The sequence below is a fragment of the Flavobacterium sp. ABG genome (genome assembly GCF_001027725.1).
Lineage (GTDB): Bacteria > Bacteroidota > Bacteroidia > Flavobacteriales > Flavobacteriaceae > Flavobacterium > Flavobacterium cupriresistens.
Genome location: NZ_LEKS01000007.1, coordinates 164,716 through 184,231, shown reverse-complemented (window position 1 = coordinate 184,231; position 19,516 = coordinate 164,716). Strand labels below are relative to the sequence as shown.

General features: G+C 35.4%; 12 protein-coding genes. 6 read left to right on the top strand and 6 right to left on the bottom strand.

The features are described 5' to 3' along the window. Positions 1 to 201 precede the first annotated feature (201 nt). Together AB674_RS09745 and thrA are read right to left on the bottom strand one after the other, a co-directional pair. Positions 202 to 1,125 carry a homoserine kinase gene (locus AB674_RS09745; RefSeq protein WP_047776095.1) on the bottom strand — a complete coding sequence of 308 codons (924 nt, stop codon included), beginning with the start codon at positions 1,123 to 1,125 and terminating at the stop codon, positions 202 to 204. A gap of 89 nt (positions 1,126 to 1,214) precedes the next feature. Then, positions 1,215 to 3,662, bottom strand: coding sequence for a bifunctional aspartate kinase/homoserine dehydrogenase I (gene thrA, locus AB674_RS09740; protein WP_047776093.1), 2,448 nt, complete (start codon positions 3,660 to 3,662; stop codon positions 1,215 to 1,217). A 644-nt stretch (positions 3,663 to 4,306) separates the two neighbouring features. On the opposite strand from thrA, the gene hutH reads away from it, so the two are divergent. Genes hutH through AB674_RS09720 form a run of 4 tightly spaced genes read left to right on the top strand, consistent with a single transcriptional unit; the run spans position 4,307 to position 9,429 of the window. Further along, positions 4,307 to 5,821 (top strand): histidine ammonia-lyase, encoded by a 1,515-nt coding sequence (gene hutH, locus AB674_RS09735; RefSeq protein WP_047776311.1) that lies wholly within the window; start codon positions 4,307 to 4,309, stop codon positions 5,819 to 5,821. 48 nt (positions 5,822 to 5,869) lie between these two features. Continuing rightward, the gene (locus tag AB674_RS09730; RefSeq protein WP_047776092.1) at positions 5,870 to 6,514 is read left to right on the top strand and encodes a DUF47 domain-containing protein; all 645 of its coding nucleotides are present in this window, start codon (positions 5,870 to 5,872) and stop codon (positions 6,512 to 6,514) included. Between the two features lie 32 nt (positions 6,515 to 6,546). Next, positions 6,547 to 7,887, top strand: a complete 1,341-nt coding sequence (locus tag AB674_RS09725; protein WP_047776090.1) for an inorganic phosphate transporter — start codon at positions 6,547 to 6,549, stop codon at positions 7,885 to 7,887. A gap of 21 nt (positions 7,888 to 7,908) precedes the next feature. Continuing rightward, positions 7,909 to 9,429: an SMI1/KNR4 family protein gene (locus tag AB674_RS09720; RefSeq protein ID WP_240478078.1), complete on the top strand. Its 1,521-nt coding sequence runs from the start codon at positions 7,909 to 7,911 to the stop codon at positions 9,427 to 9,429. A gap of 131 nt (positions 9,430 to 9,560) precedes the next feature. Here AB674_RS09720 and AB674_RS09715 read toward each other — a convergent pair whose 3' ends face one another. From AB674_RS09715 to AB674_RS09705, 3 genes are all read right to left on the bottom strand, one after another. Next, the gene (locus AB674_RS09715) at positions 9,561 to 10,076 is read right to left on the bottom strand and encodes a DUF421 domain-containing protein (RefSeq protein WP_047776309.1); all 516 of its coding nucleotides are present in this window, start codon (positions 10,074 to 10,076) and stop codon (positions 9,561 to 9,563) included. A gap of 102 nt (positions 10,077 to 10,178) precedes the next feature. Beyond that, the gene (gene rimK / locus AB674_RS09710; RefSeq protein ID WP_047776087.1) at positions 10,179 to 11,549 is read right to left on the bottom strand and encodes a 30S ribosomal protein S6--L-glutamate ligase; all 1,371 of its coding nucleotides are present in this window, start codon (positions 11,547 to 11,549) and stop codon (positions 10,179 to 10,181) included. A 138-nt stretch (positions 11,550 to 11,687) separates the two neighbouring features. Beyond that, positions 11,688 to 14,234 (bottom strand): ATP-dependent Clp protease ATP-binding subunit, encoded by a 2,547-nt coding sequence (locus tag AB674_RS09705; RefSeq protein WP_047776085.1) that lies wholly within the window; start codon positions 14,232 to 14,234, stop codon positions 11,688 to 11,690. A gap of 261 nt (positions 14,235 to 14,495) precedes the next feature. Between AB674_RS09705 and gyrA the strand changes: the two genes are divergently transcribed. Continuing rightward, complete coding sequence (gene gyrA, locus AB674_RS09700; RefSeq protein ID WP_047776084.1) at positions 14,496 to 17,138, top strand: DNA gyrase subunit A; 2,643 nt, start codon at positions 14,496 to 14,498, stop codon at positions 17,136 to 17,138. Positions 17,139 to 17,178: 40 nt separating this feature from the next. Then, positions 17,179 to 18,447, top strand: a complete 1,269-nt coding sequence (locus AB674_RS09695) for a tetratricopeptide repeat protein (protein ID WP_047776082.1) — start codon at positions 17,179 to 17,181, stop codon at positions 18,445 to 18,447. A 67-nt stretch (positions 18,448 to 18,514) separates the two neighbouring features. Here AB674_RS09695 and AB674_RS09690 read toward each other — a convergent pair whose 3' ends face one another. Then, positions 18,515 to 18,934, bottom strand: coding sequence for an OsmC family protein (locus AB674_RS09690; protein ID WP_047776081.1), 420 nt, complete (start codon positions 18,932 to 18,934; stop codon positions 18,515 to 18,517). Between the last annotated feature and the right edge of the window lie 582 nt (positions 18,935 to 19,516).

Genomic DNA, 19,516 nt, shown 5'->3' with positions numbered 1-19,516 from the left:
ATTTTAGAATTGTTGTTGTGGATAATTCTGATTTCTAAATCTTAATTATTAGCGGTTCTTTTTGTCATTTTTCGACGTAAGGAGAAATCACACTCGGAACTCGACAACAGTACGTCCTCACTGGTGTGATTTCTTGTTTGAAATGACAAACGGTACCCAAAATTTTTAATTCTGAATTTTTAATTTTTAATTCTTTTCAAATTACAAAATCCTAACCCCATCAGGATTAATCTTCGAAACGTGAATTTCATAAGGCAGACTCATCTTTTCGTAAACGTCGCTCATGGCTTTTGCAATTCGGTTTGCGGTTTCTTCTCCGCGGCTTAAAGCGAAAATGGAAGGGCCAGAGCCTGAAATTCCCGAACCTAAAGCGCCATTTTCTAGAGCTGTTTGTTTGATTAAATCAAAACCCGGAATCAAAACGCTTCTTAAAGGTTCTACGATTTCATCATGAAGCGAACGTCCGATCAGGTCATAATCTTTGGTGTATAATCCGGCTACTAATCCACCGACATTTCCCCATTGCATGATGGCGCTTTTTAGGGAAACATTTTGTTTTAATACCGAACGGGCATCAGAAGTTTTCAACTCGATTTGAGGATGAACCACCGTAGCAAACAATTCTTCGGGACTGTCAATTCTAATAATATCAAGCGGACTGTAACTTCTTACCAAAGTAAAACCGCCTAAAAGGGCAGGAGCAACATTGTCTGCATGCGCATTTCCACTGGCTAGTTTTTCGCCCTGCATGGCAAACTGCACCAAGTCTTTTCTGGAAAAAGGTCTTCCCAGCAATTCGTTGATTCCGAAAACAGCTCCCGCAGAACTGGCGGCACTGCTTCCGATACCGCTTCCGGCTTTGATATTTTTGTAGATTTCAATTTCAAAACCAAAATCCAATTCCTCTAAGGTTTCCAACATCGCTAAAGCAGCCACTCCCGAAACATTTTTCTCTGTTTCTAAAGGCAAATCGGCACCAATAATTTTAGTAATTCGTACCCCTTTCTGATCCGATTTCCGAACAATCATTTCGTCACCCGCATTGTCTAAGCAAAGTCCAAGCACGTCAAATCCACACGAAAGATTCGCGATTGTTGCCGGGCAAAATAGTTTTATTTCTTTCATTATTTTTTGTTTCAGGTTTCAGGTTTCATGTTTCAGGTTTTTGCAGAACGTGCTACAAAAACCTGAAACATGAAACTTGAAACAAAAATTTATATGTTTCCAATTCTAATCACATCTGCAAAAATCCCTGAAGCGGTAACTGCTGCACCGGCTCCGGCACCTTTTATAAGCAAGGGCTGATCGACGTAGCGATCGGTGTAGAACAAAACAATGTTGTCTTTTCCTTCTAAATTATAAAAAGGATGCTCTTTTGGGATAAACTGTAAACCAACGCTCGCTTTTCCGTTTTCGAATTGTGCTACATATTTTAGTCTTGAATCTTTGTTTAAAGCTTCTTCGTAAATGTTTTCGAAATGGGGTGCATGTTTGATTAAGGTTGCGAAAAAGTCATCGTTGTTTGTTGTCGATAAACATTCGGCAGGCAAAAACGATTCGTTGGCGATGGCGTCGATATCCATTTCGTAACCGCTTTCGCGAATTAGAATCAGGATTTTACGAGCCACATCGATTCCGCTTAAGTCAATTTTAGGATCAGGTTCGGTAAATCCTTGTACTCCGGCTTCTTTTACCACATCGTGAAAAGAGTTGTTTTTATCGAAATTATTAAAGATAAAATTCAGACTTCCCGATAAAACGGCTTGAATTTTATGCACTTTATCACCTGAAGCAATTAAGTTTTTTACGGTATCAATAATAGGTAATCCCGCACCAACATTTGTTTCAAACAAAAATGGAGCATTATACTGACGCGATAGGTTTTTTAGTTTTTTATAGTTGGCATACGCAGACGAACAAGCAATTTTGTTACAAGTTACGACTGCCATACTTTGTTTTAAAAACTGTTCATAGGTATCGGAAACACTTGCATTTGCTGTGATGTCGACAAAAATACTGTTACGTAAATTCATTTCTTTAGCACGTTCGATAAAGGCTTCTTTGTTGGCTGGTTCACCTTTGTCTAAATCATTTTGCCATTCTTTAAGCGAAATGCCGTCTTCGTCAAAAAGCATTTTTCTGGAATTGGACAAAGCAATCACACGAACATTAATCTTCAGATTGTCTTTTAAGAATTTCTTTTGATTGTGAATTTGCTCTATGAACTTTTCTCCTACATTTCCAACACCCATTACAAACAAATTAAGCTGTTTGGTGTTTTCTTCAAAGAAATTCTCATGCAAGGTATTCAGTGCTTTTTTAACATCTCTTTCGTTGATTACAGTTGAGATATTACGTTCAGAAGCACCTTGCGCAATAGCACGGATATTTACGTTGTTTTTTCCCAGAGTGCTAAACATTCTACCGCTTAGACCTTGGTGATTTTTCATGTTTTCGCCAACCAAAGCAATGATGCAAAGGTCTTTTTCTACGATACAAGGATCTATTTTGTTTTGAAGGATTTCAATTTCAAAAGCTCTGTTGATTGCGGCCTCGGCATTTTCTGCGTCAGAATTTAGAATTCCGATGCAAATAGAGTGTTCAGAAGAGGCCTGAGTGATAAAAATAACATTTATTTTTTCCTGAGACAATACTTCAAACAAACGTTTTGATGAACCCGAAACTCCAATCATTCCAGGGCCTTCCAACGTTAACAAAGAAATATGATCAATATGGCTGATTCCTTTTACAACAGTATCTTTTGATGAAACCTGATCTGAAATTAAAGTTCCCTCGGCCTCGGGTTCAAAAGTATTTTTGATTAAAATTGGAATATTTTTCCTTAAAACGGGTTGAATTGTAGGTGGATAAAGCACTTTTGCCCCAAAATGAGACAATTCCATAGCTTCTTGGTATGAAATAGTAGCAATGGGTCTTGCTTGTTTTACAATTTTAGGATTTGCGGTAAACATTCCGTTTACATCAGTCCAGATTTCCAGTTGTGTTGCATTTAAAGCGCCGGCAATAATAGCAGCAGTATAATCAGAGCCACCACGACCTAAAGTGGTAGTAATTCCGTCAAGAGTGGAGGCAATGAATCCCGGTAAAATAGTGATTTGTGATTCGTTTTCAGTAAAATAGTCGTGAGTTAATTGATTGGAGATTTCAAAGTTAACAACTGCTTTACCAAAGTTATTATTGGTTTTAATGAGCTCACGGCTGTCTTTGTAAACGGCATTTTTATCGATTTGCAGGTAAGCTTGTGCAATGATAAAAGACGATAACAATTCACCGAAACTTAAGATAGTATCTGCTGTTCTAGGAGATAATTCTCCCAATAAGAAACAACCGTCCAGTAAAGTTTCTAAATGATTTATAATTCTTTTGATATGGCTTAATAAGCTACTTTGTTCGCTTACCGGAATCAGTTCTTTTAAAGTGTCAAGATGTTTTTTCTCGATTTCGGCAATAATTTCCCTGAAACTTTCGTCGTTGGCTGCGGCTTTTGCAGCTGCCAATTGAAGGAGGTCCGTTACTTTACTTAATGCGGAAACCACTACAGCTACTTTTTCCTGTTTGGAATTTTGATTTATTATTTCGAGAGCGAGCTTTATATTTTGTGCATTGGCAACCGAAGTTCCGCCAAATTTTAATACTTTCATTTTGATGATTTTTTTCTTTGATGCAAATATTTTTATCTATCCAATAGCTTTCTTCTTTTTAGAAAAAAGTATAGACAATCAGGATTATATGTAAAAGTGTATACCCCTAAGGGGTAGTTGTTGTAGTAGAAATTGTGGTAACAGCAATTACAGCTCCGATTGGAGTTACTGTAGAAGATTGATATGTAGTGCTGTTACTTTTCATTTTGATTTTTCAAAAGTACAGTTTTTTATAAAAGTTAAAAATCTTTATTTTCTTTTTACGAATATTTCATTATTTCAAAAATATAAAATTCAATATTGAGTATTTTATAAAATTCAATATATAAAATAAGCTTATTCGTATATTTATTTACTTTTTATTGAGGTCGTTAAGTCAAAAGTTGTTTGAATTTAATGACAAATTCAGTTGAAAAAGCGGTTTAGTCTATAAATTTAATAGACTTTTTAGTTTTTTGATTTTCTGAAGACTATTAAAAAATCGGTTTATTCGGGTTATACGTTATTATAAGATTTATATGGTTAATAATATGAAATGATTAGAATTGGCAATATTAGATTGTGGCAATTTTAATTATTATGAACAAATGTTGCTTTTTAATATTGATTTGTTGAATTTTGACATCTTAAAATATTTAAACAACATGAGAGAGATTCATTATATAAGTACGGAGACCATAACTTTAGAAGATTTACAAGAAATAATCGTAAATCAAAAAACACTTGAATTATCAGAAGAAGCAAAAGTAAACGTTCAGAAATGTCGCGATTATTTAGATAAAAAAATGGCGTCACATTCTGAGCCTATTTACGGAATCAATACTGGTTTTGGATCACTTTGTAATGTGAAAATTTCAAATGAAAACCTGTCAAAATTACAAGAAAACCTTGTGAAATCGCATGCTTGCGGGACAGGAGAGGAAGTACCGTCTGAAATTGTAAAAATGATGTTGTTGCTTAAAATTCAATCTTTAAGTTACGGACATTCGGGAGTTCAATTGCAAACGTTAGATCGTCTGGTTGCTTTTTACAACAACGATATTTTACCTATTATTTATACACAAGGTTCATTAGGAGCTTCCGGAGATTTAGCCCCTTTGGCACATTTGTCTTTGCCTTTGTTGGGAGAAGGAGAAGTGCTTTTTGAAGGAAAAAAAGTAGCTTCAGCAGAAGTTATGAAACATTTTAACTGGGAGCCAATTGTCTTGAAATCTAAAGAAGGTTTGGCATTGCTGAACGGAACTCAGTTTATGAGTGCTTACGGAGCTCATATTTTAATTAAAGCTTATAAATATTCGTATTTGGCAGATTTGATCGGAGCTATTTCATTGGAAGGTTTTGATGGAAGAATAGAGCCTTTTAATGAATTAATCCATTTTATACGTCCTCACAAAGGACAAATTGTGACGGCACAACGCATCAATGAGTTCTTGGAAGGAAGTGAGATTATTGCTCAGGAAAAGAAACATGTTCAGGATCCCTACTCATTCCGTTGTATACCTCAGGTTCACGGAGCTTCAAAAGATGCGATTGATTATGTTAGAAAAGTATTCAAAACAGAAATTAATTCTGTTACAGACAATCCAAATATTTTTGTTGAGTCAGATCAGATTATTTCCGGAGGTAATTTTCATGGACAACCTTTGGCTTTGGCATTAGATTTTATGGCAATTGCTTTGGCTGAATTAGGAAGTATTTCAGAAAGAAGAACGTATCAGTTGATTTCAGGATTGCGTAATCTTCCGGCGTTTTTGGTTGATAATCCGGGGTTAAATTCAGGTTTTATGATTCCACAGTATACAGCTGCAAGTATTGCGAGTCAAAATAAACAACTGGCTACTCCGTCAAGTGTTGACAGTATCGTTTCGAGTAACGGACAGGAAGATCACGTAAGTATGGGAGCAAACGGTGCTACCAAAGCATTACGTGTTATGGATAATATTGAGCGTATTCTGGCAATTGAGTTGTTAAATGCTTCACAGGCTATTGCGTACAGAGAACCTTTAAAATCAAGTGATTTCATCGAAATGTTCTTAACGAGCTACAGAGAAGTGGTGCCTTTGGTAAAAGAAGACCGAATTTTGCATTATGACATCGAAAAAACAGTATCGTTCCTGAACAGTTTTCAAATTGAAAACGATTTGTTAACAATGGCTTAACATTACAAAGTATTAATGAAGTAATTTTGCGCTATCAAAAATAAAAAAATGTCAATAAACAGTATTTTCCAATTTTTAGTGCCGAAAGACAAAAAATTCTTTCCACTTTTTGAAGAAGCTTCAAGTAATTTAATTGAATTAGCTTCTAATTTACACGAAGCTGTAAACCTTCCATTGAAAGAAAGAGAAGTTCTTTTTCAAAAAATTGATGAGTTAGAGCAAAAAGGAGAAGACATTACGCGTCAGACCAATCTTGAATTGAGCAGAAACTTTATTACGCCGTTTGACAGAGAGGATATTCATACTTTGATTACTTCTATTGATAACGTAGCGGATTACCTTCATGGAGCCGCAAGCAGAATGAAATTGTATCAGGTTGATAAGATTACAAAATCAATCAGAAAGATGACGGAAATTAACCTTGAGGCTTGTCAGAATATTGACAGTGCGGTAAAGGAGCTTAGAAATCTAAGCAATATGAAAGTTATTAAAGAGGCTTGCGCCAGAATTAATAAACTTGAGAATAAATCTGATAATGTTTATAACAAAGCAGTTTTTGAAATTTTTGAAAACGAAACAGATGCTAAAAATATTATTAAATATAAAGAAGTTTTATCTGTTTTAGAATCAGCTACAGACAAATGTAAGAGTGTTGCGAACATACTGGAATCTATTTCTGTAAAACATTCTTAAATTCAATTTATTTCATTCTGAAGTTATAATTTATGACGCTACTTATAATTATTATAGTATTAGCCTTAATTTTTGATTACATCAATGGTTTTCATGATGCGGCAAATGCTATTGCTACAGTTGTTGCGACAAAGGTATTAACGCCTTTTCAGGCCGTTCTTTGGGCAGCATTTTTTAACTTTCTGGCTTACTGGGTTTTCGGATTTGGTGTTGCGGATACTGTTGCAAAAACAGCAAACACCATGGAAATTAACCTGGTTGTTATTCTGGCAGGGGTTATTGCGGCAATTTGTTGGAATTTATTGACCTGGTGGCTTGGAATTCCTTCGAGTTCATCGCATACTTTAATTGGTGGTTTTGCAGGAGCAGCAATAGCGCATGCGATCGCTGTACACGGTCTTTCAGGTTATGTTGGTGAAGATGGAACTACGCATTATTGGTATCAAATTGTCAGTTGGTATAAGGCAGGAAAAGATGGTGGAATGCCTTCCGGTGTTCTTATTATTATTGCTTTTATTGTTTTAGCGCCGTTGTTAGGAGCTTTGGCTTCGTATTTAATTTCGATTTGGTTGTTAAATGCTTCTCGTAAAAGTATTTATCCTAAGATATTCACAGCAGTATTAATGATTGTTACGGTTTGGTTTGTTTACACCCAAATGATTCCTTACGAGGAAATCATAAAAGGAGGTAAGGCACCCCGTTTTACATCATCTGTTTTTTGGAGTGTTGCTTTTGAACCTCATAATATTAAATGGTTTTTAGTTGCTTTTATCGTATTAACTGTAAGTGCTTTTTGTTTGATATTTAGTAGTTTAAATTTGCATCAGGCTGACGGAGCATTAAAGAAAATGCAATTGTTATCTTCTGCTGCTTTTAGTTTAGGACACGGAGGAAACGATTCGCAAAAAGTAATGGGTATCATTGCAGCAGCAGTTGCGGTTTATATTAATGCTAACCCTGGTGTGCACATGAATGAATGGTTAGATGTGGTTCTGCCATCAGATGATGGAGCATTCAAAATGCCGCCTTGGATTCCATTAGCGTGTTATTCTGCAATTGCAGCCGGAACTTTAAGTGGTGGTTGGAAAATTGTAAAAACAATGGGTTCAAAAATCACAAAAGTAACTTCTTTTGAAGGTGTTGCTGCTGAAACTGCTGGAGCTTTAACGCTTTATTTTACAGAGCATTTAAAAATTCCGGTAAGTACAACACATACAATTACAGGTTCTATCATTGGTGTTGGATTGACAAAACGTGTATCTGCCGTTCGTTGGGGGGTAACCGTAAGTTTGATCTGGGCTTGGGTATTAACGATTCCTATTTCGGCTATTTTAGCAGGTTTAGTGTATTTTGTATTGAGTATTTTTATTTAAATAAAATAATTTTTGTAAAATGTGAGATTTAAATTTTACATTTTTAAACATAGGAAAAAGGATAATTTCGAAAGATTTTATCCTTTTTTTTTATTTTTTAAAATTGAACATTCCATATATTTACCATTTAAACAGTTAATGATGTTTGTAGAACAGGTACAAAGAATAAAAAATAAGCTTATTAAAGCTAAAAATGCTGATGTAAAGTTAAAAGTATTTGGTTCGGAAGAGCATAAGTATGCTTTAGGGTATACTTTGAATGAGAAAGATATTTTAAAATTTGAAAAGGAATATGATTTAGAATTGCCTGAGTGTTATAGAACTTTTTTGACTAATGTTGGCAATGGAGGGATAGGTTTTAATGCTTCAGGAGCTGGTCCGTTTTATGGTATTTACCCATTTGGAAAAATGATCGAGGAATTGATCGATAAAAATACAAAAGAGTATTTAAGTCAGGATTGTGTTTGGTATCCAAATATGACGGATGAATATTGGGATGAAATAACAAAAAATATTGATGAAGAAGGTATCTCAGATGAGGATTTTGAAATCGAATTAGGGAAAATATTTTCAGGAATTTTGCCTCTTGGATCACAAGGTTGCAGTTATATTCATGGGCTTGTATTAAATGGTGAATTTAAAGGCAGAGTTGTTAATCTTGACCTTGATAGGCAAAAACCGAAATTTACTTTCGAAAATAATTTTTTGGATTGGTATGAAAGATGGCTTGATGAAGTAATTTCAGGAGATCTGATTGTAGATACAGCAACTTGGTTTGGATATTCAATGGGAGGTAAAGCAGAGGATCTTTTAGAAACATATTTTTCTGTGAGCGAATTCAATATTAAAAAAGACTGCTTAAATGCGCTTTTAAAAAAGGCTAAACTGGATACGGAAACTTTAGATGTTATAGAGGCGGAGTTTAAATTAAGATCCGGAGAAATTCAGGAAGTTTTACTTCAAATACTGACAAAGTTTGATTACAACAAAGCACACGTTCATTTAATTGAATATGCAAACGAAAATTTACTGCAGGTCTTTCAGTTTGTTTTTTGGTATGCAAAGGAGAAAAGCAGCGACTGGCTTGAAAGTATTGAGACAAATGTTGGAAAGATAAATGATGAAGAAACGTTTCGATTTTGTACTTATTTATTAAAAGAAATGAATATAGATTATGGTGAAATAATTGCACCTTTTGCATCTAATGAGAATGAAGATATTAGGGTTAGTGCTTACTATTCACTTGGTCAGTTAAAAAATAAAAGTAAATATCTTGAAACTTTTATTCAGGGTTTAAATGACAAAACAGACTCTGTTGTTCGTACAGCCTTACAAGCTTTGGATGGACTTGAAGATAAAAAGTTATTAATACATTACAAAAGTATTTCCGAAAGATTCCCGAAAGAACAAAATTATATTTTGGTGAATTTAAATCTTAGACTAAAGCCTTTTGGTTTAACAAATTCGACAATTAAAAATATAGATGTGGAAACGTATGAGTTCTTCACAGACAAGAATAAATGGTATCAGTTTTGGAAATAATGCTAATTAATTAAAATAGCAAAAAAGCTGCTTTCTTATTTAAAGCAGTTTTTTTTGTATTATTAAACATTAACATTTGTAATATCATTTTATAAACACACACACATACATTTCATTTTTTATACCAAATGCTACTTCCTGAAATTTTTATGATTGTGCTTACGCTTGTAGTGGGTCTCTTTTAAGTTAGTTTTATCTTGAGAAATAACACTAATAGTGCCGTCAATTTCCAACATACAAAGCTTTACATCGGTGAAATGCTCTAATCCATGTTCACGCATGGCTTCTTTTAATTCGTCGTGGGAAATGTCTAATTTGCTTAGGGATTTAAAATCTAATTTTCCGTTATGAATTAAAATCTCGGGTTTGTCTAATAGCAGGTCGTTAAGGACTTTGTATTTGTGTGTTAGTTTTTTAATAATGAAATTAATTACAAACAACACTAAAGCCGCAACCAGTCCACCCCAAAGGCTTGTGTCCGGGCCAACCATCGCATTTTGAACCGAATTACTAATTAATAAAATCAGAATAATATCGGCGGTATTTAATTGTGAGAGTTCTTTTTTTCCAAAGATTCGGAGTGCAATGGTCATGAAAAAATAGACAGCAACACTTCGGAAAATAATATCAAGATAAGGGTACAACATTGCTTTTTTTAATAAAGTTAAATAAAAAAGCTTTGTCAAAGTTTTAAACCTTGACAAAGCTGCTAAAATAATTATGCTGTAGTTAAGTTTTAATGAACTTACTTAAGATAGCTTGAAATTTTTCTCAATCGCTCGGATCATTTCTCCGGCAATGTCTTTGTTTGTTGCACCTTCAATTCCTTCAAGGCCCGGCGAAGAGTTTACCTCAAGCAATAACGGTCCTTTTGAAGAACGAATGATATCTACTCCTGCTACTTTTAAATCCATTGCTTTTGCGGCTTTTATGGCGATTTTTTTCTCTTCGGCTGTTACTTTTATAACAGAAGCCGTTCCGCCAAGGTGGATATTGGCTCTGAATTCGCCTGGCATAGCTTCACGCTGAATGGCAGCCACTACTTTTCCGTCAATAACAAAACAACGAATGTCTTTTCCGTTGGCTTCCTTAATGAATTCCTGAACGAGGATATTGGCATTTAAGCTTTTGAAGGCATTAATAACACTTTCTGCTGCTTTTTTGGTTTCTGCCAAAACAACTCCTTTTCCTTGTGTTCCTTCTAATAATTTTACGATTAACGGAGAACCACCAACCATTTTAATTAAGTTGTCGGTGTCTAATGGAGAATTAGCAAAACCAGTCGTCGGAATGTCAATACCACTATTTAATAACAGTTGTAAGGAGTATAATTTATCACGGGACTGTGTGATGGCTGTAGCCGAATTTAAACAGAAAACTTTCAAAGCTTCAAACTGACGTGTCAAAGCGCAACCATAGAATGTAATACTTGGTCTGATACGTGGAATAATAGCGTCAAATTGATTAAGAATTTTTCCGCCTCTATAATGAATTTCGGGAGTTTTCGCATCCAGTTTCATGTAGCATTCTTTGATGTTCAAAAAGTGCATTTCATGACCACGCATTTCACCGGCCTCCATGATTCTTTTATTGCTGTACAATTCAGGATTGCTGGCTAAAAGTCCGATTCTTAAACCGGAAGTTGCTTTTTCTGAATTTTGGTATAATTCTTTTAAGGATTCCGGAGTTGGTTGTCCTAATAAGTACTTTTCTTCCGGATCAACCAATACACGTCCGCTCATGGCCTCGCGACCTAAAAGCATTCTGAAACCCATTGAATCTCTATTGGTTAGGGTCATTTCGATAGGCCACTTCGCATCACCAATTTTAAGATGCGTCTGGATTACGTAACGGTGTTCTCTAAAACCACTGGAGCTTTTTACAATTCTTTTGTCAACCAACGGTGCTTCACAATGTATGATGGTTTTGATGTTATTCTGAATCGGGTTAATGTCGAATTTTACCCAGTTGGTATCATTTTTAATAAAAGGAGCTATGTTTATAGCATGCAATGCCGATGTCTTTGCACCGGAATCCACACGAGCCTTGATTGTTGGGATTCCTAGTTCTGGAAATGAGCACCATTCTTCGCTACCTAAAATGACTTTGTTTTGAAGCATACGTTGTTTTTTATTATAGAATTTAATAGTCAAAAATAACTATTTGCTTTTAATAAATCGAGGATTTGGACTAAAGAATAAACCCGTTATGTTATAAAAACGTAACGGGTTTGTTATTTCTGTTATAAAAATAAGTATTTATTGATTTGTTGGCTCTTCTGCTTTGTGTATTTCTACAGAAAGTTCCTGAGAGTCGTCTTTTAGATCCATTAAAATCTCATCACCGGAATGTATTTTTGAGGTAATGATCTCTTCTGCCAATAAATCTTCAACGTATTTCTGAATCGCTCTTTTTAACGGTCTCGCACCAAATTGTCTGTCAAAGCCTTTTTCTGCGATAAATGCTTTGGCTTTATCGGTTAGATTTAAGCTGTATCCTAATTCAGCAACACGAGAGTATAGTTTTTTAAGTTCGATTTCGATGATTAAATCAATATCTGCTTTTTCTAATGCATTGAAAACGATAACGTCATCAATTCTGTTTAAGAATTCCGGAGCAAATGTTTTTTTCAATGCGTTTTCGATAATGCTTTTTGAATTATCATCGGCCTGAGCTATTTTCGCAGCAGTTCCAAATCCAACACCTTGTCCGAAGTCTTTTAACTGACGGGCTCCAACGTTAGAAGTCATGATGATGATCGTGTTTTTGAAATCAATTTTACGACCTAAACTATCTGTTAAATAACCGTCATCTAACACTTGAAGCATCATGTTGAACACGTCCGGATGTGCTTTTTCGATCTCGTCTAAAAGAACAACACAGTATGGTTTTCTACGTACTTTTTCGGTTAATTGACCGCCTTCTTCGTAACCTACGTATCCCGGAGGCGCTCCCACTAAGCGGGAAATAGCGAATTTCTCCATGTATTCACTCATGTCAATACGTATTAACGCATCTTCAGAATCGAATAATTCTTTTGCTAAAACTTTAGCTAATTGTGTTTTACCAACTCCGGTCTGACCTAAGAAAATAAACGAACCAATTGGTTTGTTCGGATCTTTAAGTCCGGCTCTGTTACGTTGAATAGAGCGGGCAATTTTCAGAACAGCTTCGTTTTGACCAATTACCTTGTTTTGAATTAGTTCCGGTAATTGTGCTAATTTATTGCTCTCTGTTTGTGCAATTCTGTTTACAGGGATTCCGGTCATCATAGAAACAACATCGGCTACATTGTCTTCTGTAACTTCAATACGGTTGTTTTTAGAGTCTTCTTCCCATTGTTCCTGAGCTACAGCCAGGTCTTTTTCGATGCGTTTTTCATCATCGCGAAGTTTGGCTGCTTCTTCATATTTTTGTTTTTTAACAACCATATTTTTAAGCTCACGCACTTCTTCCAACTGACGTTCTAAATCTAAAATTTGTTTCGGAACATCAATGTTGGTAATGTGTACACGAGATCCAGCTTCGTCAAGAGCATCGATAGCTTTGTCCGGTAAAAAACGCTCAGACATATATCTGTTGGTTAATTTTACACAAGCTTCGATTGCTTCTTTGGTGTACGTAACATTATGGTGGTCTTCGTATTTGTCTTTTACGTTATTTAAAATCGCGATTGTTTCCTCAACAGAAGTTGGTTCTACAATAACTTTTTGGAAACGTCTTTCTAAAGCTCCGTCTTTCTCGATGTATTGTCTGTATTCATCAAGAGTAGTTGCTCCAATACATTGGATTTCTCCTCTTGCTAAAGCAGGTTTAAACATGTTGGAAGCATCCAGAGAACCTGTTGCTCCACCGGCACCTACAATAGTGTGAATTTCATCAATAAAAAGAATGATATCGTCGTTTTTCTCCAGCTCGTTCATAACGGCTTTCATTCTTTCTTCAAACTGACCGCGGTATTTTGTTCCGGCTACTAAACTGGCCAGATCAAGAGTAACTACACGTTTGTTGAAAAGAATACGAGATACTTTTTTCTGAATAATGCGTAAAGCCAGACCTTCTGCAATAGCAGATTTACCAACTCCCGGCTCTCCAATAAGTAGCGGATTGTTCTTTTTTCTACGGCTTAGGATTTGAGAAACGCGTTCAATTTCTTTTTCGCGTCCTACAACCGGATCCAGTTTTCCTTCCTCAGCCATTTCTGTTAAATCTCTCCCAAAATTATCTAAAACCGGAGTTTTTGACTTTTTGTTTGACTTATTGGCGGGATTGTTAAAACTACTTTCTTTAAGACTGTCATCTTGTCCTGAATCGTCGTTGTATGATTCGTTTCTTGGCAAGTTTTCTAAGAATTCTTCTTCGTTTGGAGTCATATTTAAATATTGTTCTTTAGCTATATTATAATCTATTTTTAGTTTATTCAATAGCTTGGTTGTGGGATCGTTTTCGTTTCGTAAGATGCATAACAGCAGGTGTGCCGTGCTGATCGATGAACTTTGAAATACTTTTGCTTCAAGAAAGGTGGTCTTCAGAGCTCTTTCAGCTTGTCGGGTAAGATGAAGATTTTTCTTTTCGGCATTGACTTCAACGCTTTGATTGGCTGGACTGAGTATTTCTACTTTTCTGCGTAAATGATCTAAATCAACAGCCAGGTTATTGAGAATATGAATGGCTTTACCGTTTCCATCTCTCAAAATGCCCAGCATTAGATGCTCAGTACCAATAAAGTCGTGGCCCAAACGCAAGGCTTCCTCTTTACTGTAGGTAATAACATCTTTTACTCTTGGTGAAAAATTATCATCCATAATATATAATTGTAATGTATTGTAAATTTAGTGAATTACTGTGTGAAAAACAAAAACCGTACCCTTCGGAATCTCATGACAGCTAATAGACAAAAAAAATAGCAATTATAGCGTTAAAAAACGCTTAATTTATTAACTGAAATTGAAAATAAAGTTGTTAATAAATCATTGAAATAAGTGTATGAAGATAGTTATAAAAATTTCAAAAAACCGTATCTTGGCACGCTTTGAAATTAATATAATTATTTAATATAACAACTTATGTCTGAAGGAGAAAAGTTAATTCCTATTAACATAGAGGATGAAATGAAATCAGCTTACATCGATTATTCGATGTCAGTAATTGTATCAAGAGCACTTCCGGATGTTAGAGATGGCTTGAAACCGGTGCATCGAAGAGTTCTTTATGGAATGTATGATTTAGGAGTAACTTCAAGATCTGCACACAAAAAATCAGCGAGAATCGTAGGAGAGGTTTTGGGTAAGTATCACCCACATGGTGACACCTCTGTTTATGACGCTATGGTGCGTATGGCTCAAGAGTGGAGTATGCGTTATTTATTAGTAGATGGCCAAGGTAACTTTGGTTCTGTCGATGGTGACAGTCCGGCAGCAATGCGTTATACTGAGGCAAGAATGCGTAAAATTTCGGAAGATATTATGGCAGATATCGAAAAAGAAACAGTTGATTTTCAACTCAACTTTGACGATACTTTATATGAGCCAAAAGTAATGCCAACCAGAGTTCCTACTTTGTTAGTAAATGGAGCAACAGGTATTGCAGTTGGTATGGCTACTAATATGCCACCACACAATTTAACAGAAGTTATCAACGGTACATTAGCGTATCTGGATAATAATGATATTGAAATAGACGAATTAATGACACATATTAAAGCTCCTGATTTTCCAACAGGAGGTGTAATATATGGTTATGAAGGCGTTCGTGAAGCTTTTAAAACCGGTAGAGGACGTATTGTAATGCGTGCTAAAGTTGGTTTCGAAGAAGTAGACGGAAGAGAATGTATTATCGTTACAGAGATTCCATACCAGGTTAACAAAGCCGAAATGATCAAACGTACGGCTGATTTGGTTAACGATAAAAAAATCGAAGGTATTGCCAATATCCGTGACGAATCAGATAGAAACGGTATGCGTATCGTGTATATCCTGAAACGCGATGCTACACCAAACGTAGTTTTAAATACCTTATATAAATACACTTCATTACAATCTTCATTCAGTGTAAACAATATTGCATTAGTAAAAGGTCGCCCACAAATGTTGAATCTGAAAGATATGATTCACTATTTTATTGAGCACCGTCACGATGTAGTAGTGCGCAGAACTCGTTTTGAATTGCGTAAAGCAGAAGAAAGAGCACATATTTTAGAAGGATTAATTATTGCTTCTGATAATATCGATGAAGTGATCGCGATCATCAGAGGTTCGAAAAATACGGAAGAAGCACGTGATAAATTAATTGAAAGATTCAATTTGTCAGACATTCAGGCTCGTGCCATCGTAGAAATGCGTTTGCGTCAGTTAACAGGTCTGGAACAAGATAAGTTAAGAGCAGAGTTTGAAGAATTGATGAAATTAATAGAGCATTTGAAGGCTTTATTAGCAGATGTAGCTCTTAGAACGAACTTAATTAAAGAAGAACTGGAAGAAATTCGTGAGAAATATGGCGATGCCCGTCGTTCTCTAATCGAATATTCAGGTGGTGATGTAAGTATTGAAGATTTAATTGCCGATGAGAATGTGGTTATTACCATTTCGCACGCCGGTTATATCAAACGTACGAACCTTACAGAGTACAAAACACAAAACAGAGGTGGCGTTGGACAAAAAAGCGCAGGAACAAGAGATCAGGATTTCCTTGAGCATATGTTCGTTGCAACCAACCACCAATATATGATGTTCTTTACGCAAAAAGGAAAATGTTTCTGGATGCGTGTTTACGAAATTCCGGAAGGAAGTAAAACCGCAAAAGGTAGAGCAATTCAGAACTTGGTGAACATTGAAAGCGATGATAAAGTAAAAGCTTTCATCTGTACACAAGATTTAAAAGACAAAGAGTATATCAACAGTCATAACCTTGTAATGGTAACCAAACAAGGACAGGTTAAGAAAACATCTTTAGAGAAATATTCTAAGCCTAGAGTAAATGGTGTTGCTGCAATTACAATTAAAGAAGGGGATGAATTACTGGAAGCGAAATTAACAAACGGAGAAAGTCAAATTATCCTGGCTGTGAAATCCGGTAAATTAGTTCGTTTTGAGGAAACTAAAACCCGTCCGATGGGAAGAACAGCTTCCGGAGTTCGCGGAATTACCCTAAAAGACGATACCGATGAAGTAATTGGTATGGTTACTGTTGATAAAGACAACGTTAACGATTCACAAATCTTAGTAGTAACCGAGAACGGATACGGTAAACGTACTAAACTGGTTGATGACGATGGTGAAGATGTGTACAGAATTACGAACCGTGGAGGAAAAGGAGTTAAGACACTTAATATCACGGAGAAAACAGGGAAATTAATTTCGATTAATGCGGTAACCGATGCGGATGATTTGATGATTATCAACAAATCTGGATTAACAATCAGAATGGCAATTGAAGATTTACGTGTAATGGGTCGTGCAACGCAAGGAGTTCGATTGATTAACTTAAAAGGAAAAGATTCAATCGCCGCTGTTACAAAAGTAATGAAAGACGATGTAGCAGAAGTTGTAGTTGACGAAGATGGTAATGTTATCGAATCAGCTATAGAAAGAGTGAAGCCGGATTTAGAAGTTCTTGAAGACGATGGTACGGCAGAAGAAGAGGACGATGACGACGATGCTGAAGAAGAAACAGAAGACGAAGAGGATTCTGAAGAAGAATCAGAAGAATAAGTAAACCACAAAAATAAATTAAATATACAAATTGACTATTATGAAAAGTAAATATGTAATACTTGCGTCAGCATTATTGATTTCAGTAGCTACTTTTGCTCAAAAAGATCAGATTAAAAGTGCTGAGAAAGCATTAAAAAACGGAGACGCACAAGGGGCTATCACAATACTAAAAGATGCCGAAAATTTAGTTGTTAATGCTAAAGATGTAGAACAAGCACAATACTATTTTGTAAAAGGGAACGCTTACTTGGATTTGGCTAACAAAAAAGTTGAAGAAAGTAAAAACTTATCTCTTGCAGCAGAGAGCTACAAAAAATTAATTGATATTGAAAAAGAGTCAGGAAAGTTAAAATACTCTACTCAGGCTGCTACTTCAATTACTCAAATTAAAGGAAACTTGATTAACTCGGCTATTGCTGATACACAAGCGAACAAACATGCTGACGGTGCAAAGAAATTATACGAAGCTTATTTGTTAGATAAAAAAGATACAATTAACTTGTACTACGCAGCTTCAACAGCGGTAAATGCTCAAGATTATGATGCAGCTTTACCAATGTACGAAGAATTGAAAAAAGTAAATTATTCCGGAAAAGGAACTAGTTATTTGGCATTAAACAAAGCAACTAAAAACGAAGACGGTTTTAACAATGCTAACGAAAGAGATTTAGCTGTAAAATTAGGAACTCACGAAAAACCAAGAACGGAAGCAATTCCTTCTAAAAGAGGTGAGATCAACAAAAATCTTGCTTTAATCCTGGTTCAAAAAGGACGTATTGAAGATGCTAAAAAAGCCGTTGCAGATGCTAGAAAAGCAAACCCGGAAGATTCTACTTTGTTGCTTACAGAAGCCAATCTGTATTTAGAAACTAAAGATTTTGAAACGTACAAAAAATTAGTTAACGAGGCTTTACAAAAAGACCCGAACAATGCTGATCTATTGTTTAACTTAGGAGTAATTAGTAACAATGCTAAAAATCCTGCTGACGCTGAGAAATACTATTTGAAAGCGATCGAAATCAAACCGGATTATACAAACGCTTATCTTAACCTTGCAGCTTTAAAATTAGAAGCAGAGAAACCAATCATTGAAGAAATGAACAAATTGGGTACTTCTGCAAAAGATATGAAACGTTATGACGTTTTAAAAGCGCAAAGAGAGTCTGTTTTTAAAGGAGTTATTCCTTACCTTAAAAAAGCAAACGAATTAGATCCTAAAAACGAAGATGTTTCTAAAACATTATTAGGTGTTTACAAAGCATTAGAAATGACTGCTGAAGCAAAAGCTTTGAAAGCTACAATGTAAGCAGAAATGAATTAGTATAAAAAAAACCAAGGCTTGACCTTGGTTTTTTTATGCTTTAAAGTTTCGTCTAACTTACCAAAGTAGCAGTTAACGTAATTGTAGTATTTAAAAGCTTTGATATTGGACAAATTTCTTTCGCTTTAGCAGCCGTTTTTTCGAATTCTTCTGCTGAAATCGAAGGGACTTTTCCTTTTAAATCCAAATGAATCAAAGTTATGGTACCGTCTTCAAAGGTTACTGTCGCTTCTGTAGTTAAATCATCTGCGGTAAAACCTCCTTCGTTAAGTAAAAAACTTAATTGCATCGTAAAACAGCCCGAATGCGCTGCTGCAATAAGTTCTTCCGGATTCGTTCCGACTCCGTCTGCAAATCTTGTTTTAAAGGACAATTGCGCATTGTCTAATGTAGTACTTTGTGTACTGATAGTTCCTTTTCCTTCCATGCCCGTACCTTTCCAGTTGGCATTTGCTTTTCTTGTAAATTTCATATTGATACTATTTAAAGGTTTACAATCTTCTGATTCTCAAATATAATCAATATTTTAAAGAATAGTTTTATGAAATTTAATTAGAACGTTAAGTTTCTGGGAGAAATACTTGAAAACTTAATTGTGTGCACAGTTTGGATCAAATCAAAAAATTGTGGACTAATTTGTGTAAATCTTCTTCTGTTTATTTTGTTGGTGATTTTTTAGGCTTTATTTCTCGCAAAGACGCAGAGCCGCCAAGTTTTTATACTGATTTTTTAACTTCGCGACTCTGCGACTTCGCGAGATTTTTGTTTCTCTGCAACTTCTGTACTTGGTTCCAAAGTTTTCCAAGCAAAAATGCCAAACAGTTTTTCTCTTCTTTCCTCCATTTGTCAGGCTGAGCGAAGTCGAAGCCCTTTTTACCTAACCAGCCTTCGACTACGCTCAGGGTGACAATAATTCATAAAAGAACGTTTAATTGGTATCTATAAAGCGTTTTTAACGAGACAAACATAGGGGCTCAAAGCTCTTTATGTTGATCTTGCTTTGCGAACTTTGCGTAAATCTTTGCGAACCTTGCGGTTAAAAAAAAATAGTGCA

Bases quoted from the DNA above. Each gene is read 5' to 3' on its own strand.
- AB674_RS09745 (WP_047776095.1), bottom strand. From the start codon at position 1,125: ATGAAAGAAATAAAACTATTTTGCCCGGCAACAATCGCGAATCTTTCG.
- thrA (WP_047776093.1), bottom strand. From the start codon at position 3,662: ATGAAAGTATTAAAATTTGGCGGAACTTCGGTTGCCAATGCACAAAAT.
- hutH (WP_047776311.1), top strand. From the start codon at position 4,307: ATGAGAGAGATTCATTATATAAGTACGGAGACCATAACTTTAGAAGAT.
- AB674_RS09730 (WP_047776092.1), top strand. From the start codon at position 5,870: ATGTCAATAAACAGTATTTTCCAATTTTTAGTGCCGAAAGACAAAAAA.
- AB674_RS09725 (WP_047776090.1), top strand. From the start codon at position 6,547: ATGACGCTACTTATAATTATTATAGTATTAGCCTTAATTTTTGATTAC.
- AB674_RS09715 (WP_047776309.1), bottom strand. From the start codon at position 10,076: ATGTTGTACCCTTATCTTGATATTATTTTCCGAAGTGTTGCTGTCTAT.
- rimK (WP_047776087.1), bottom strand. From the start codon at position 11,549: ATGCTTCAAAACAAAGTCATTTTAGGTAGCGAAGAATGGTGCTCATTT.
- AB674_RS09705 (WP_047776085.1), bottom strand. From the start codon at position 14,234: ATGGATGATAATTTTTCACCAAGAGTAAAAGATGTTATTACCTACAGT.
- gyrA (WP_047776084.1), top strand. From the start codon at position 14,496: ATGTCTGAAGGAGAAAAGTTAATTCCTATTAACATAGAGGATGAAATG.
- AB674_RS09695 (WP_047776082.1), top strand. From the start codon at position 17,179: ATGAAAAGTAAATATGTAATACTTGCGTCAGCATTATTGATTTCAGTA.
- AB674_RS09690 (WP_047776081.1), bottom strand. From the start codon at position 18,934: ATGAAATTTACAAGAAAAGCAAATGCCAACTGGAAAGGTACGGGCATG.